The sequence below is a fragment of the Pantoea trifolii genome, from assembly GCF_024506435.1.
Lineage (GTDB): Bacteria > Pseudomonadota > Gammaproteobacteria > Enterobacterales > Enterobacteriaceae > Pantoea > Pantoea trifolii.
The window spans coordinates 1,656,875-1,670,809 of sequence record NZ_JANIET010000001.1 but is presented as its reverse complement, the minus strand read 5'-3'; the positions used below and the strand labels follow the sequence as shown (position 1 = coordinate 1,670,809).

Annotated in this window: 15 protein-coding genes; 2 read left to right on the top strand and 13 right to left on the bottom strand. The window is 54.8% G+C overall.

The features are described from left to right. Positions 1 to 14: 14 nt before the first annotated feature. The 4 genes from thiK to hinT are packed head-to-tail and all read right to left on the bottom strand — an operon-like array spanning position 15 to position 2,157. On the bottom strand, positions 15 to 857 hold the full coding sequence (gene thiK / locus NQH49_RS07750; RefSeq protein WP_372340020.1) for a thiamine kinase: 843 nt from the start codon (positions 855 to 857) through the stop codon (positions 15 to 17). Beyond that, on the bottom strand, positions 817 to 1,413 hold the full coding sequence (gene lpoB, locus NQH49_RS07745) for a penicillin-binding protein activator LpoB (RefSeq protein ID WP_008103041.1): 597 nt from the start codon (positions 1,411 to 1,413) through the stop codon (positions 817 to 819). The genes thiK and lpoB overlap by 41 nt, the downstream gene beginning before the upstream one ends. A 10-nt stretch (positions 1,414 to 1,423) precedes the next feature. Beyond that, a complete protein-coding gene (locus NQH49_RS07740; protein ID WP_256696208.1) occupies positions 1,424 to 1,789 on the bottom strand; it encodes a YcfL family putative periplasmic lipoprotein in 366 nt (121 codons plus the stop codon). Between the two features lie 17 nt (positions 1,790 to 1,806). Further along, a complete protein-coding gene (gene hinT / locus NQH49_RS07735; protein ID WP_256696207.1) occupies positions 1,807 to 2,157 on the bottom strand; it encodes a purine nucleoside phosphoramidase in 351 nt (116 codons plus the stop codon). 356 nt (positions 2,158 to 2,513) lie between these two features. Here hinT and NQH49_RS07730 point away from each other — a divergent pair, with 356 nt between their 5' ends. Together NQH49_RS07730 and bglB are read left to right on the top strand one after the other, a co-directional pair. Next, on the top strand, positions 2,514 to 4,118 hold the full coding sequence (locus NQH49_RS07730) for an MFS transporter (protein ID WP_256696206.1): 1,605 nt from the start codon (positions 2,514 to 2,516) through the stop codon (positions 4,116 to 4,118). Next, positions 4,115 to 5,254 carry a beta-galactosidase BglB gene (bglB, locus tag NQH49_RS07725; RefSeq protein ID WP_256696205.1) on the top strand — a complete coding sequence of 380 codons (1,140 nt, stop codon included), beginning with the start codon at positions 4,115 to 4,117 and terminating at the stop codon, positions 5,252 to 5,254. The genes NQH49_RS07730 and bglB overlap by 4 nt, the downstream gene beginning before the upstream one ends. 180 nt (positions 5,255 to 5,434) lie before the next feature. On the opposite strand, the gene ptsG is transcribed toward bglB, so the two are convergent. From ptsG to fabG, 9 genes are all read right to left on the bottom strand, one after another. Further along, a complete protein-coding gene (gene ptsG / locus NQH49_RS07720; protein ID WP_008103049.1) occupies positions 5,435 to 6,868 on the bottom strand; it encodes a PTS glucose transporter subunit IIBC in 1,434 nt (477 codons plus the stop codon). A 286-nt stretch (positions 6,869 to 7,154) separates the two neighbouring features. After that, positions 7,155 to 7,946, bottom strand: coding sequence for a metal-dependent hydrolase (locus NQH49_RS07715; RefSeq protein WP_256696204.1), 792 nt, complete (start codon positions 7,944 to 7,946; stop codon positions 7,155 to 7,157). A 16-nt stretch (positions 7,947 to 7,962) separates the two neighbouring features. Then, positions 7,963 to 8,952, bottom strand: coding sequence for a DNA polymerase III subunit delta' (holB, locus tag NQH49_RS07710; protein ID WP_256696203.1), 990 nt, complete (start codon positions 8,950 to 8,952; stop codon positions 7,963 to 7,965). Beyond that, positions 8,949 to 9,584, bottom strand: coding sequence for a dTMP kinase (gene tmk, locus NQH49_RS07705; RefSeq protein WP_256696202.1), 636 nt, complete (start codon positions 9,582 to 9,584; stop codon positions 8,949 to 8,951). Before tmk ends, holB begins: the two co-directional genes overlap by 4 nt. Next, the gene (gene mltG, locus NQH49_RS07700; protein WP_256696201.1) at positions 9,574 to 10,593 is read right to left on the bottom strand and encodes an endolytic transglycosylase MltG; all 1,020 of its coding nucleotides are present in this window, start codon (positions 10,591 to 10,593) and stop codon (positions 9,574 to 9,576) included. Before mltG ends, tmk begins: the two co-directional genes overlap by 11 nt. Continuing rightward, positions 10,590 to 11,402 carry an aminodeoxychorismate lyase gene (gene pabC, locus NQH49_RS07695; protein WP_256696200.1) on the bottom strand — a complete coding sequence of 271 codons (813 nt, stop codon included), beginning with the start codon at positions 11,400 to 11,402 and terminating at the stop codon, positions 10,590 to 10,592. Before pabC ends, mltG begins: the two co-directional genes overlap by 4 nt. Before the next feature lie 76 nt (positions 11,403 to 11,478). Continuing rightward, positions 11,479 to 12,720: a beta-ketoacyl-ACP synthase II gene (gene fabF, locus NQH49_RS07690; protein WP_008103061.1), complete on the bottom strand. Its 1,242-nt coding sequence runs from the start codon at positions 12,718 to 12,720 to the stop codon at positions 11,479 to 11,481. An 86-nt stretch (positions 12,721 to 12,806) separates the two neighbouring features. Further along, entirely contained in the window at positions 12,807 to 13,043 is a 237-nt protein-coding gene (acpP, locus tag NQH49_RS07685) for an acyl carrier protein (protein WP_256696199.1), read from the bottom strand. A 153-nt stretch (positions 13,044 to 13,196) separates the two neighbouring features. Further along, entirely contained in the window at positions 13,197 to 13,931 is a 735-nt protein-coding gene (fabG, locus tag NQH49_RS07680) for a 3-oxoacyl-ACP reductase FabG (RefSeq protein ID WP_007885776.1), read from the bottom strand. Positions 13,932 to 13,935 lie beyond the last annotated feature (4 nt).

Below are 13,935 nucleotides of genomic sequence, written 5' to 3'. Positions count from 1 at the left end.
ATTAAAATCCTACGTTAAAGGTCGTGCCAACTGGCCTGCGCCAGCTGTTGTAAGGTGTCATCCTGGCTCTGCTCAGCGCGCAGCTGATACCAGCTGGCCATCAGCAGTTGCAACCACGGCTGCCAGCGCTGCATCTGCCGCGCCAGTTCGTGCTCATCCAACTTCGCGCGCGCGGCGTACTCGGCAATCCACGCTGGACGCGTATCGCCATCAACCGCACAGACCGCCGCCAGCTCCAGCGCCACGTCGCCATCGGCGGCATATTCCCAGTCGATCAGGCGCAAACCGGCAGGCGTAGCAATCAGGTTACCGGCGTGGACATCCATATGCAGCGGTGCCAGGCGCAGCGGCTGCGGTTCGCCCTGCTGTAATAAGCGTTGCAGACGACGCTGCCAGCGCCAGTGACGCTGCTGGCAAAGTTGCCAATAGCGCTGCAGCAGCGGCGCTAATCGTAAACGATAGCCGGTGAGCGGCTGTTGATGCAGGCGCTGCAGCAGCACCACAATCGCCTCCCGCTGCGCGTTAAACTGCGTGGAGGTGAGCACTTCGCCCGGTAACCAGCTTTGCAGAAGCCAGGGATCGCGCCACGCCAGCGGCTGCGCCCCGAGCTCTGCATATCTGAGCTGCTGCAGAATGCGATATTCGCGCTGGCGATCGACAAACGGGATCGGCTGCGGCGGCGCACGTCGCGCCAGCAACTCGCCCTGTTCCGTTTGCACGCGCACGCTTTGCCCGCTCAGTCCCGGCAGCGCGAAAAAATGACCGGCAGCTTGCGCCGTCGGCCATTGTTGCTGAATCAGGTTTTGCAGCTGAGGATCAGGGTTGAGCAACACCGTTTCCTGACCAGATGATTTCACCGGTTTGCACCAGCATCAGCTGCATTTGCAGCGTTGGAGCTTTCACATCGCCCTGCGCATTGCTGTACAGCACATACTGCGCGTTAACGTTGCGCGCCAGGCCAATCGCTTTACTGCGCGAGTTGAGGCTGTCATCCGGCGATAAGCCCAGCGTCTGCTTGGCCTGCGCCAGCTGTTCCGGAGTGATCAGCGTGAACTTGCCGTTGTTGGCCAGCGCATTCTGAATCGCATCGGTAGCTTTATCGGTTTGCAACGCGCCGTTGGTGCTGTTCTTGATGCGGTCCACCAGCAATACGCTGCCAGGATTCACGCCTGAAGATTGCACCATCTTGCCGACCAACGGCTGGACGCTGGCATCCCAGTTAATGGTTTTCAGCTTCGGTGGCTGCGGTACGGTTTCTGGCGGCGGCACCGGCTGCGGCGTCGGTTCAACCGGCTGCGTTGGCGTAGTTGGCTGCGTGGGTTCTACCGGCGCTGGCGTCTGTTGTTTCACCACACAACCGGTGAGCATTAGCGCAAATAACAACGCGCCCGAACGTTTTACACTGCGAATCACAGCTTACTCCTCAAAGATAAAGATAGAGACGCACCTTACTGGCGGTCGGATTGCCCATTTGTGAGGCCACTTCTACGCTGCCGTGCGCCGGGACAATTTGGCTCTGCGCTGGCTCTTCCGGCGTGATTTCCAATCCTTTGTCGTCGTACCAATAGAAACGATAGTTCACCTTCACCGGCGTTTCCCGCTGGTTGTACAACACGCTCATGGCACGCTGCTGACCATCTTGTTCGGTCAACTTCGGATCATCGGTAATAATGCCCGCGGATAATACAGACGATTCCATTACCAGCGACTGCGAGGTATTAATCATCGGCTTATCGCTGCTGCAACCGGCAAGGGTCAGCAACAGCAAGCCACTCAGCCATTGACGCATCAATTTGTCCGCCTGAGTTAGATGGCCAACATTGGGCCCAGCGGCTGACCGCCGACCAAATGCATATGGATGTGATAAACCTCCTGACCGCCATGACTATTGCAGTTCATGATCAGACGGTAGCCATCTTCGGCAATGCCTTCATCACGGGCAATTTTGGCGGCCACGGTGATCATCCGGCCCAGCGCCTGCTCGTGTGCGGCCTGCACATCGTTGGCGGTGGGAATCAATACGTTGGTGATGATCAGAATATGGGTAGGCGCTTTGGGCGCGATATCACGGAAGGCGGTGACCAGTTCGTCCTGATAAACCACGTCGGCGGGGATCTCGCGACGGATGATTTTACTGAAAATGGTTTCTTCAGCCATGGTGCATTTCCTTAAGCCTGAGTTCAGTCAGGCAGTATGCGTGAGGAATTCCATTTCTTTCAACCTCAGGACCACATTTCCTGTATTAAATGACTGCCTTTACGCCGTTTTCTCCCTTCGCCACACATTGTGCTGCAACTCGCATTTCCAACATCTCATTAACCACAAAAATGAAACGCTGTTTTATAAATTAGAGATATCTCGCCATTTTCTTTGTGATTTTGCCATCCACAAGAAAGTCATTGCGAAATCACGAAGGTTTGCACGCTTAAGCCGCTCTACTTTCAATCCAATCCGAGCAAGTTGTACGGAGTGATGAGGGATGTGTTTACCGACTAATTCAAGGAGAACCTGCCATGCGCTCTCGTAAGATTGGCCTGGGCCATTATCTGGCCTATGGGTCCGGGGATTTCCTCGGTGCAGGCACCACGGCGTTAACCGCCGCCTGGCTGCTCTACTTTTACACCACCTTTTGTGGGCTCTCGCCGATTCAGGCGACCTTTATTTTTGCTGCCGCTCGCGTGCTGGATGCGGTAGTGAGCCCGCTAATGGGTTTCCTGACCGACAACTTTGGTTCGACCTGGCTCGGCAAGCGCTTTGGCCGCCGCAAATTCTTCATTCTGCTCGGCATTCCGTGCGTGTTCAGCTACAGCCTGATGTGGGTTGGCGACATGAGTTTCTGGTGGTATCTGCTGACTTATCTGCTGTTCGATATGGTCTACACCATGATTCTGGTGCCCTATGAAACGCTGGTGCCGGAGATGACCGATGATTTCAAACAGAAAACCCGTTTCTCTGGCGCGCGTATTGGTTTGGCGCAGCTGTCGGCCATTCTGGCGGCGTTCCTGCCGGGCGTGCTGATTGGCTGGTTTGGCAAAGATAATCCGATCTCCTTCTTCTACGCCAGCCTGGTGTTCTCGGTGATTTGTGCGCTGGTGTTAACGCTGGTGTGGCTGTTTACCTGGGAGCGCGATCCCAACGATTTCTCTGCCGAATCACGCCGCGCAGAGCAGGAAAAATCACAGCTAACTTTGCTGCAGAGCCTGAAACGCCTCTACACCGAGCTGGCCTCAACGCTGCGCATTCGTATTTTCCGCCAGCATCTTGGCATGTATCTCGGCGGCTATATCGCGCAGGACGTGTTTAACGCGGTGTTTACCTGGTATGTGGTGTTTGTGCTGATGCAAAGCGCGCAGATCGCCTCCAACCTGATGGGCACCATGGCGGTGATGCAGTTTATTGCGGTGATGGCGATGATTCCGCTGTGTATCCGACTAGGACCTGCGCCTGCCTATCGTATGGTGGTGGTGCTGTTTGGTCTGAGCGCCCTCTCCTACGCCGGATTGTGGTACACCGGCATGAACGACAACTTCGCCCTGCTGGTACTGATTTCTGGCCTTGCTGGTCTTGGTCGCGGTGGCATCAACTATGTGCCGTGGAATACTTACACTTATATCGCTGACGTCGATGAAGTGATTACCGGCCAGCGTCGCGAAGGCATTTTTGCCGGCATCATGACGCTGACGCGCAAAGCCTCACAAGCAGGTGCGGTGATGTTCGTCGGTATCGTGTTGCAGCTGGCGGGCTTCTCTTCCGGCAAGGCCACACAAGTCCCGGCTGTCGGCCATACCATTCTGGCGATCCTCAGCGTGGGCACACTTTGCGTGCTGGCCTGCGGCTTCATTATTTCACTGCGCTTCAAGCTCAACCTGCAAACCCACACGGTGTTGCGCGAAGAGACATTGAAAATGCGCGAAGCCGGACGCGTGGTGCCGGAACGCATTACGCCGCAAGCGCGTGAAGTGGTCGAAATGCTGGCGGGTATGCCGTATGAAAATCTGTGGGGCAATAACAACGTCGGGTATCTCAACCGTCACAAAGCGGCCGCACCGCCGCTGCCGACTCAGCCACGATCTTTACCTTCTCTCTCTACCCTGATTAACGATAGGAATGAACCATGACTGTATTTCCTGTGAAGCACAGCGCGTTACTGCGCCAGCCTGAATATCTGTTGCCACGTACTGAGCTGGTGCAGTTGATTCAGCGGCTAACCCATAATCTGGTGAATATTACCGATCACAGCGGTGAGTTTTTGCTGCGCCTCGATGATGGCCGCGTGATCGATACCAAAGGCTGGGCCGGTTGGGAATGGACACACGGCATCGGCCTGTACGGCATGCTGCACTACTATCAGCAAACCGGCGATCAAGAGACGCTGAAGATCATCGATGACTGGTTCAGCACGCGGCTGGCAGAAGGCACGCCAACCAAGAACGTCAATACCGTTTGTCCGTTCCTGACGCTGGCGTATCGCTATGAAGAGACGCAAAATGCCGCATGGCGGCCGGTGCTGGAGCGTTGGGCTGAATGGGTGATGTATGAGATGCCGCGCACCGAGCAAGGCGGCCTGCAGCACATCGTCTACAACAACGAAAACACCCAGCAGCTGTGGGATGACACCTTGATGATGAGCGTGATGGCGCTGGCGAAGATTGGTCAGCTGCTGAATCGTCCCGAGTTTGTCGAAGAAGCCAGCTATCAGTTCCTGATTCATACCCAATATTTAATGGATCGCCAAACCGGTTTGTGGTTCCACGGCTGGACGTTTGATGGGCGGCACAACTTCGCCAACGCACGTTGGGCGCGCGGCAACAGCTGGCTGACTATCGTTATTCCTGATTTCCTCGAGATGATGAACTGGCCGGAACAGCATGCCACGCGGCGTTTCCTGCAGCAGGTGCTGGAGAGCCAGGTGAAGGCGCTGAGCACCTGTCAGCACAGCAGCGGTTTGTGGCACACCTTGCTCGACGATCCCAACAGCTATCCTGAAGCCTCCGCCACCGCCGGTTTCGCCTATGGCATTCTTAAAGCGGTGCGCAAACACTACCTCTCGCCCGCGTATTTGCCGCTGGCGGAGAAAGCATTGCGTGGCGTGATCGGTAATATCGATGAGGATGGGGAACTGAAGCAGGTGTCGTTCGGAACGGCGATGGGCAACGATCTGGAGTATTACCGCCAGATACCGCTCACCTCGATGCCGTATGGTCAGGCGATGGCGCTGCTGTGTTTGACGGAGTATTTGCGGGTTTATTTATAAATAAAAAATGCCCTCATTTGAGGGCATTTTTACGCACCGAAAGTGAAGTGCGATGAAGCGGCGGCAGAGGAGTAAAGCGTCCCAAGCCAGGGATGGCTTGGGCCGAGCCCCAGGGATGGTTTATGGCGTCTTTACGATCTGACGCCGCTTCATCGCACCGGCTCTGCCCACACTTTCTCGTTACATGCTGCGGATATAGTCATCCATTTCAGTTTTCAGGTTATCGGACTTGGTACCGAAGATCGCCTGAACGCCTGAACCTGCTACTACCACACCACGTGCGCCAAGGCTTTTCAGTTCAGCCTGATCAACCTTGCCGACATCCGCCACGCTCACACGCAGACGCGTGATACAGGCATCAAGGTTAGTGATGTTCTCTTTACCACCAAACGCGGTAACCAGTTTGCCCGCCATTTCGCTGCCGGTTGCGCTGCTCTGCTCCATTGCGGTGTCCTCACGGCCAGGGGTTTTCAGATTCAGTTTCACAATCAGGAAACGGAACACGGTGTAGTAAATCAGGCCGTAGATGATACCTACAATCGGGAACAGCCAGATTTTGCTGCTGTTGCCGCTCAGCACGATAAAGTCGATCAGACCGTGTGAGAAGCTGGTGCCATCACGCATACCCAGCAAGATACAGATTGGGAAGGCCAGGCCCGCCAGAATCGCGTGGATCACATACAGAATCGGCGCCACGAACATGAAAGCGAACTCGATTGGCTCGGTAATACCGGTCAGGAACGAGGTCAGCGCGGCGGAGATCATAATACCGCCCACTTTGGCGCGGTTTTCTGGTTTGGCGGTATGCCAAATCGCAATCGCTGCTGCTGGCAGACCGTACATTTTGAACAGGAAGCCGCCTGACAGTTTGCCTGCCGTTGGGTCGCCCGCCATGTAACGTGGAATATCACCGTGGAAAACCTGACCTGCGGCATTGGTGAACTCACCAATCTGCATCTGGAAAGGTACGTTCCAGATATGGTGCAGACCAAACGGCACCAGTGAACGCTCAATCAGACCGTAAAGGCCAAAGGCGACGACGGGGTTTTGGTACGCAGCCCACTGTGAGAAGTCCTGAATTGCGGTACCGATTGGCGGCCAAATGAATGACAGCACCACACCGGTGAAAATCGCGGCCAGACCAGAGATGATTGGGACAAAGCGCTTGCCGGCAAAGAAGCCGAGATATTCAGGCAGTTTGATGCGGTAGAAGCGGTTAAACATATACGCCGCGATAGAACCGGCGATGATCCCGCCGAGCACACCGGTATCGGCAAGATGCTTGGCCTCGATTTCTCCGGCAGGCATATGCAGTACCAATGGCGCAACCACCGCCATGGTTTTCACCATGATGCCGTAAGCAACCACAGCCGCCAGCGCAGACACGCCATCGTTATTGGTAAAGCCAAGCGCCACACCGATTGCAAAGATCAGCGGCATATTGGCAAACACCGAACCACCCGCTTCGGCCATGACGTGGGAAACCACTTCCGGCAGCCAGCTGAAGTTTGCTGAACCAACACCTAACAAAATACCGGCAATCGGCAGAACCGATACCGGCAACATCAGCGATTTACCTACTTTCTGCAGGTTCGCAAATGCGTTCTTGAACATAGAAACTCCTGAGTATGAGTGCAATTTTTTGCGCAGTGCGCATGGCTTAGGGGGAGGATCCTTCGCCGGGGTGACGCTGAGCGTCTTTTGATTTATTACGAAGAGTAAAATAAATCGCTAATTGTTAAATTGACGGCCATCACATTTCGCTAAGTGTGACCCCTTCCTTTCAGTCATTTCTTACTGACTTGCACTAATAAACAGCAATAAATCACTGCACTGCGTCCAGTCAGACGCAGTGCAGTTGGGTGATTTTTGATTAATTACAGCGTTTGAAATAAAGCGGTTAGCCGCCGAGACGACTCATCGGGATGTGGAACAGGCGGGAGAAGTTTTCAGTGGTGGCAGCGGCGAGGGTATCGATATCCACGCCTTTTAATACCGCCATATAATCTGCCACATCACGCGTAAACGCTGGCTGATTCTCTTTGCCACGGTGCGGTACCGGCGCCAGATACGGCGAATCGGTTTCTACCAGCATGCGATCAATCGGCACATAGCGCGCCGCATCGCGAATTTGTTCGGCGTTGCGGAAAGTCAGAATGCCTGAGAAAGAGATATAAAAACCGAGATCCAGCAGTTTCGCTGCGGTTTCTTTATCTTCGGTAAAACAGTGCAGCACGCCGCCGCACTTCTCCACCTGCTCTTCGCGCAGAATCGCCAACGTGTCTTCACGCGCATCACGCGTGTGCACAATGATCGGTTTATTCAGTGCGATACCAGTGCGAATGTGCTCACGAAACGAGGCTTGCTGCTGCGCTTTGGTTTCCTGCTGATAGAAGTAATCCAACCCGGTTTCGCCCAGCGCCACTACGCGATCCTCGGCAGCCAGACGGCGGAACTCTTCGACGTCGTACGGCGCTTCCTGATTGAGCGGATGCACGCCACAGGCCAGCGCGACATTTTCACGATCGCCTACTAGCTGTTTGATTTTGTAGTAATCCGGCAAGGTGGTGGCAATTGCCAGCATAAACTTCACATCGCGCGCCGCCGCTTTGGCGATGACATCATCCAGATCGCGATGGTGTTTTTCATAATCGAGGCCATCAAGATGGCAGTGGGAATCGACAATAAACATAGAGCTCTCTTTTCGCTTAGCCGACCGTTGCCGGAGTCAGTAAACGTCCCCAGGCGAGTAAACGATCGGTCAACATTAATTCTCGGTTGAGTGCGGCGACATGTAACAGCTGTTCGCGGCACTGCATCCATTGCTGCGCGCTGCTGTTGAGCGCACTGCTATTCATTCTTTGCGCCAACTGCGTGACCACATACGGACGATCGCCGTTGCTCAGCCACTGACGGGCGCCCTGTTGCACTTTCATCGCATCCACCAGCAGCGAAATCAGCCAGCTGAGGCGTTCGGACACATCTTCGCTGTTCAGCGCAGGTAACAGCTGCAGCACATCGCCGTTAAGCGCTTTGATCAGCGTTTCGCACAGCGTTTCACGCGCCTGCCAGCGCTCCGGCTGCAGCAGCGTCAAGGCAGCAGCGGGTGCGCCATTACTCAAACGCAAGGCGGCGCGCAGCTTCTCTTGCGGCTGCGGTTGCTGCTTCTGCAGCCATTGCAGGCTATGTGCTTCTTCTGGCGGCGAGAGATGCCACGTCATGCAGCGACTGCGCAGCGTCGCCAGCAGGCGCGAAGGTTCGCGCACGCTGAGGAAAAACCAGCAATTCGCCGGCGGCTCTTCCAGCGTCTTCAATAGTGCGTTGGCGGCAGCTTCCGTGAGCTGCGCCGCATCGGGCAACCAAACGATTTTTGCGCCGCCCTGCTGGGCGAAGTGATACAGCTTTTCAGTGACGTCGCGCACCGCATCAATACCGAGTGAGGATTTCCCCTTTTCGGCTTCAAGGCGATACCAATCCGGGTGCGTGTGCGCCTGCATCAACTGGCAGCCATGGCAGTGGCCGCAGCTTTTTAATCCTTCCGGCTGCAAGCACATCAACCAACGACTTACGCCCCAGATCAACGCATCGTCACCCATGCCCTCAATGGCCTGCACCAGCAAGGCGTGATGCGCCTGGCCACTTTGATGGCGGGCGATGATTTGTCGATAAGGCTGGTTCAGCCACGGATACCAGTTCATGCGGATTGGCCTGCCAACCAGTTACGCAAGGCGCCTTGAAGTGACAATGTCACGCCTGCAATATTTTGCGTCGCATCAATGGTCAGGATTGAGGGATCCTGAGCGGCCAAAGCCAGATAGCGTTCACGCGTGCGCTCGAAAAATCGCAATGATTCCTGCTCGATGCGATCTAGCTCACCGCGTGCGCGGGCGCGTTGCAGGCCAATTTCTGGCGTAACGTCGAGATAGAGTGTGAGATCGGGACGGAAATCGCCCAGCACTGCATCGCGCAGCGTGGTCATCAGCTGCGCATCCAGACCGCGTCCACCGCCCTGATAGGCTTGCGAAGATAGATCGTGACGATCGCCGATTACCCAGGCACCGCGTGCCAGCGCCGGTTTGATCACGTTCTCAACCAGCTGCACGCGTGCCGCGTACAGCATTAGCAGCTCAGCTTTATCGGTCACCTGCTCGCCATCAATGCCCTGCTTGACCAACACGCGCAATTGTTCTGCCAGCGGCGTACCGCCCGGCTCGCGCGTGAAGACGACATCATGAATGCCGTGCTCATGCAGCACAGCAACCAGCGCATCACGCGCAGTGGTTTTGCCTGCACCTTCCAGGCCTTCAATGACGATAAACTTACTTTTCATTTTTTTCCTTCATTGCCAGCCGGTAAACCTGTACCGCTTTGTTGTGGCTGGCCAGATTGGTGGTAAAGGTGTGTCCACCTTTGCCATCCGCGACAAAATAGAGGTAATTGGTTTTTTCCGGATGTGCAGCCGCTTCCAGTGAAGCACGGCCCGGCATCGCGATCGGTCCCGGCGGCAAACCGCTAATGGTGTAGGTGTTATAGTCGGTTGGCGTTTCCAGATTTTTACGGGTTAGCGTGCCGGTATAGCTGTCGCCCATACCGTAAATCACCGTGGGATCGGTTTGCAGTTTCATCCCGGTACGCAGGCGATTGATAAATACCGACGCCACGCGCGCGCGCTCTTCGCTCACGCCAGTCTCTTTCTCAATGATCGACGCCATGGTGACCATGTCCTGCTCTTTCTTGTAAGGCAGATTTTCCACGCGTCCCTGCCAAATCTCATCAACCAGCTTGTTCATGCGCGCATGGGCACGTTCCAGTAGCGCCACATCGCTGGTATTGGCGGTGTAGAGATACGTATCAGGGTAGAAACTGCCTTCCAGTTGGCTCACGTCAAGTTTGAGCGCAGCGGCAACGGTGGTAAGTTGATCGTCGGTCAGCGTGTGTTTCAGGTATGGCGCTTTGCGTAGCTCGGCTAACCACTCGGTAAGACGCGAACCTTCAATAAAACGCACCGGGAACTGCGCTTCTTTACCGCTGGCCAGCAATTGCAGCAACTGTCGTACCGTCATGCCGGTTTCCAGGCGATAGGTACCGGCTTTGAAACGCGCCAGTTCCGGTTCAAGCTTCAGTAACGGGCCAAACCAGATGCTTTGCGGAATGATGTGCTGACTTTCCAGTTGCGCTTCCAGTACCACGCGACCGCTGCCAGCGGGCAAGGTGTAAATGGTTTCCTGCTGCAGTGTTAAGGGCGTATCGGCTAAACGTTCAATCTGCCAATAACTAAAGGCGGCGGCGAGTCCTGCGACTACCACAACGCCTGCGAGAATTTTTTTCATTCGAGTCATGATGCTTCCATCGTCGGGCAACTGGCGCGCAGTTGCTGATACAGCGAGCGTGCGGTAAACGAAACGTCGTCAATTTGTCGCACGGGTAAAACGGGCATCAGGGCGTTGCACATCACCACTTCATCGGCGTTCAACACATCGTCCCTGCTGCCATCAATCAGCTGACAAGTCTGGCCATTCGCGGCCATCTGCGCCATCAGATAACGACGCATAATGCCATCCACGCCAGCCTGCTCAAGCCGCGGCGTAAAGACGATATTGCCTTTGCGCCAGAATAAATTGGCCGCACAGCATTCCACCACCGTCCCGTTAGTGTCAAGCACCAGCGCCTCGTCGCCGCCCGTCTGGTCAAGATGCTGGCGAATCAGCACCTGCTCAAGGCGATTCAGGTGCTTTACGCCGGCCAGCAATGGATTGCGTCCCAGGCGTATTGGGCTGGTGTGCAGCACAGCGCCCTGCTGTTGCAACGTAGCGTAATGCTGTGGCCACGGCGAGAGCGAAATAATGCGCGTCGGTGTTTGGCAGCCTGCGCGGCTATAACCACGTCCACCTGCGCCCGGTGTCAAAATCACCTTGAGCACTGCCTGCGTTTGTTGCGCAGCGGCGTGATGCATTTCTGCGGCGAGTTGAGCTAAATCAGGCGCATCCATCAATAACCGTGCGCAACCCTCTTTCAGCCGCTGCAGATGCGCATCCAGCATAACAATATGGCCGTTGATCACTGCAGCAGTGGTAAAGCAGCCATCACCAAATTGCACTGCGCGATCGCGTGTTGAAAGCGCGGTTTGCGGTATGCCGTTTATCCACATGTTGGCCGCCTTGATTAGCCCGGTAGAAAATATAAAAAAGGCCCGCAATGCGGGCCTCTGTATGGCTGAGGAGCGATTAAACCTTGCGGAAGATCAGCGAGCCGTTAGTGCCGCCAAATCCAAAGGAGTTACACAAGGTGTACTCCAGTCCGCTGACCTGGCGCGCCGTATGCGGCACGAAGTCCAGATCGCAACCTTCGTCAGGATTGTCGAGGTTGATGGTTGGTGGAATCGCCTGGTCGCGCAGCGCCAGAATCGAATAAATCGCTTCTACCGCGCCCGCAGCGCCCAACAGGTGGCCAGTCATCGACTTAGTTGAGCTGACCATCACACTGTGAGCCGCCGCACCAAACACCGATTTCACCGCCTGCGCTTCCGCTTTGTCACCGGCGGGCGTCGAAGTGCCGTGCGCGTTGACATAACCAATCTGCTCAGCGTTCAGCTGCGCGTCACGCAGCGCGTTAACCATCGCTGCTGCTGCACCTGAACCGTCTTCCGGAGGTGACGTCATGTGGTAAGCATCGCTGCTCATGCCAAAACCAATGATCTCAGCATAAATCTTCGCACCACGTTTCTTCGCGTGTTCGTATTCTTCCAATACGATAATGCCAGCACCGTCACCCAACACGAAACCGTCACGATCTTTATCCCACGGACGGCTTGCCGCCTGAGGATTGTCATTACGCGTGGAGAGCGCACGAGCAGCACCAAAACCACCAACGCCTAATGGCGTACTGGCTTTCTCCGCACCACCGGCCAGCATCACATCAGCATCGTTATACGCAATGATACGCGCCGCATGACCAATGTTGTGCACACCAGACGTACAGGCAGTTGCGATCGAGATGCTTGGACCTTTCAGGCCGTACATGATGGTGAGGTGACCTGCAACCATGTTGACGATGGTAGAAGGCACAAAGAATGGGCTGATTTTGCGCGGTCCACCGTTGACCAGCGAGCTGTGGTTATCTTCGATTAAACCCAGTCCGCCAATACCAGAACCGATTGCCGCACCAATGCGACCAGCATTCTCATCGGTTACGACCAGACCGGAGTCTGCCATAGCCTGAATGCCTGCAACGATGCCGTATTGGATGAAGTCATCCATCTTGCGCTGATCTTTGCGCGAGATGAAATCATCGCAATTAAAATCTCTTACTAAGCCCGCAAAACGCGTTGCATAGGCACTAGTATCAAAATGGTCGATCAGGCTAATGCCGCTCTGACCGGCAAGGAGAGCACTCCAGGTAGACTCTACGGTATTGCCGACAGGAGACAACATGCCAAGACCAGTCACAACTACACGACGCTTAGACACGCACGTCCTCCAGGGAGGGAAAAAATAACGCTATGTGGGGCAAACATAAAACTCAGGCGGTCGAGGTGACCGCCTGAAGATATTCATTAGCCGTTGTGGCTATTGATGTAATCGATCGCTGCCTGAACGGTAGTGATTTTCTCAGCTTCTTCGTCTGGAATTTCAGTATCAAACTCTTCTTCCAGAGCCATTACCAGCTCAACGGTGTCAAGAGAATCTGCACCAAGGTCTTCAACGAAAGAAGCAGTGTTAATCACTTCGTCTTCTTTAACACCCAGCTGCTCAGCTACGATTTTCTTAACGCGTTGTTCGATATCGCTCATACTATTTAATTTCCTATCAAAACTCGCTTTCGCGATGGTTTTCGTAGTGTATAAAATGTTGAAAAAGATGCAACAAAATCCCGGCTGGTCGAACCACGATTTTGCGTTATTCTGCGGTGTTTACCGCAGATAAAGCAAATGTTTTCGTGATTATCAGACCATGTACATGCCGCCATTGACATGAAGCGTCTCACCCGTGATGTAGGCTGCTTCGTCAGAGGCTAAGAATGCAACAGCATTGGCAATCTCCTGCGGGTCACCTAAACGACCTGCTGGCACTTCTGCCAAAATACCCGAACGTTGATCTTCGTTCAGTGCACGCGTCATGTCCGTCTCAATAAAGCCCGGAGCCACGACGTTTACAGTAATGCCACGTGACGCAATTTCTCGCGCCAGTGATTTGCTAAAGCCAATCAAACCTGCTTTTGCTGCCGCATAGTTTGCCTGACCCGCGTTACCCATGGTCCCAACTACAGAACCGATGGTAATGATACGGCCCACGCGTTTTTTCATCATGGCACGCATAACCGCCTTAGAAAGACGGAAGACAGATGTCAGGTTGGTATCAAGGATATCCGCCCACTCATCGTCTTTCATGCGCATCAACAGATTGTCACGCGTAATGCCTGCATTATTGACTAAAATGTCCACTTCGCCAAATTCGGCGCGAACTTGTTCGAGGACGCTCTCAATTGAGGCGGCATCAGTGACGTTCAGCAGCAGGCCTTTGCCCTTGTCGCCGAGGTACGCACTGATTGCTTCCGCACCGCTTGCACTGGTGGCGGTTCCCACCACTTTGGCACCGCGCGCAGCCAGCGTTTCCGCAATGGCGCGACCAATTCCACGGCTTGCACCGGTAACCAGCGCTACTTTACCTTCAAAGCTCATGTTT

Bases quoted from the DNA above. Each gene is read 5' to 3' on its own strand.
- NQH49_RS07740 (WP_256696208.1), bottom strand. From the start codon at position 1,789: ATGCGTCAATGGCTGAGTGGCTTGCTGTTGCTGACCCTTGCCGGTTGC.
- hinT (WP_256696207.1), bottom strand. From the start codon at position 2,157: ATGGCTGAAGAAACCATTTTCAGTAAAATCATCCGTCGCGAGATCCCC.
- NQH49_RS07730 (WP_256696206.1), top strand. From the start codon at position 2,514: ATGCGCTCTCGTAAGATTGGCCTGGGCCATTATCTGGCCTATGGGTCC.
- bglB (WP_256696205.1), top strand. From the start codon at position 4,115: ATGACTGTATTTCCTGTGAAGCACAGCGCGTTACTGCGCCAGCCTGAA.
- ptsG (WP_008103049.1), bottom strand. From the start codon at position 6,868: ATGTTCAAGAACGCATTTGCGAACCTGCAGAAAGTAGGTAAATCGCTG.
- NQH49_RS07715 (WP_256696204.1), bottom strand. From the start codon at position 7,946: ATGTTTATTGTCGATTCCCACTGCCATCTTGATGGCCTCGATTATGAA.
- holB (WP_256696203.1), bottom strand. From the start codon at position 8,952: ATGAACTGGTATCCGTGGCTGAACCAGCCTTATCGACAAATCATCGCC.
- tmk (WP_256696202.1), bottom strand. From the start codon at position 9,584: ATGAAAAGTAAGTTTATCGTCATTGAAGGCCTGGAAGGTGCAGGCAAA.
- mltG (WP_256696201.1), bottom strand. From the start codon at position 10,593: ATGACTCGAATGAAAAAAATTCTCGCAGGCGTTGTGGTAGTCGCAGGA.
- pabC (WP_256696200.1), bottom strand. From the start codon at position 11,402: ATGTGGATAAACGGCATACCGCAAACCGCGCTTTCAACACGCGATCGC.
- acpP (WP_256696199.1), bottom strand. From the start codon at position 13,043: ATGAGCGATATCGAACAACGCGTTAAGAAAATCGTAGCTGAGCAGCTG.
- fabG (WP_007885776.1), bottom strand. From the start codon at position 13,931: ATGAGCTTTGAAGGTAAAGTAGCGCTGGTTACCGGTGCAAGCCGTGGA.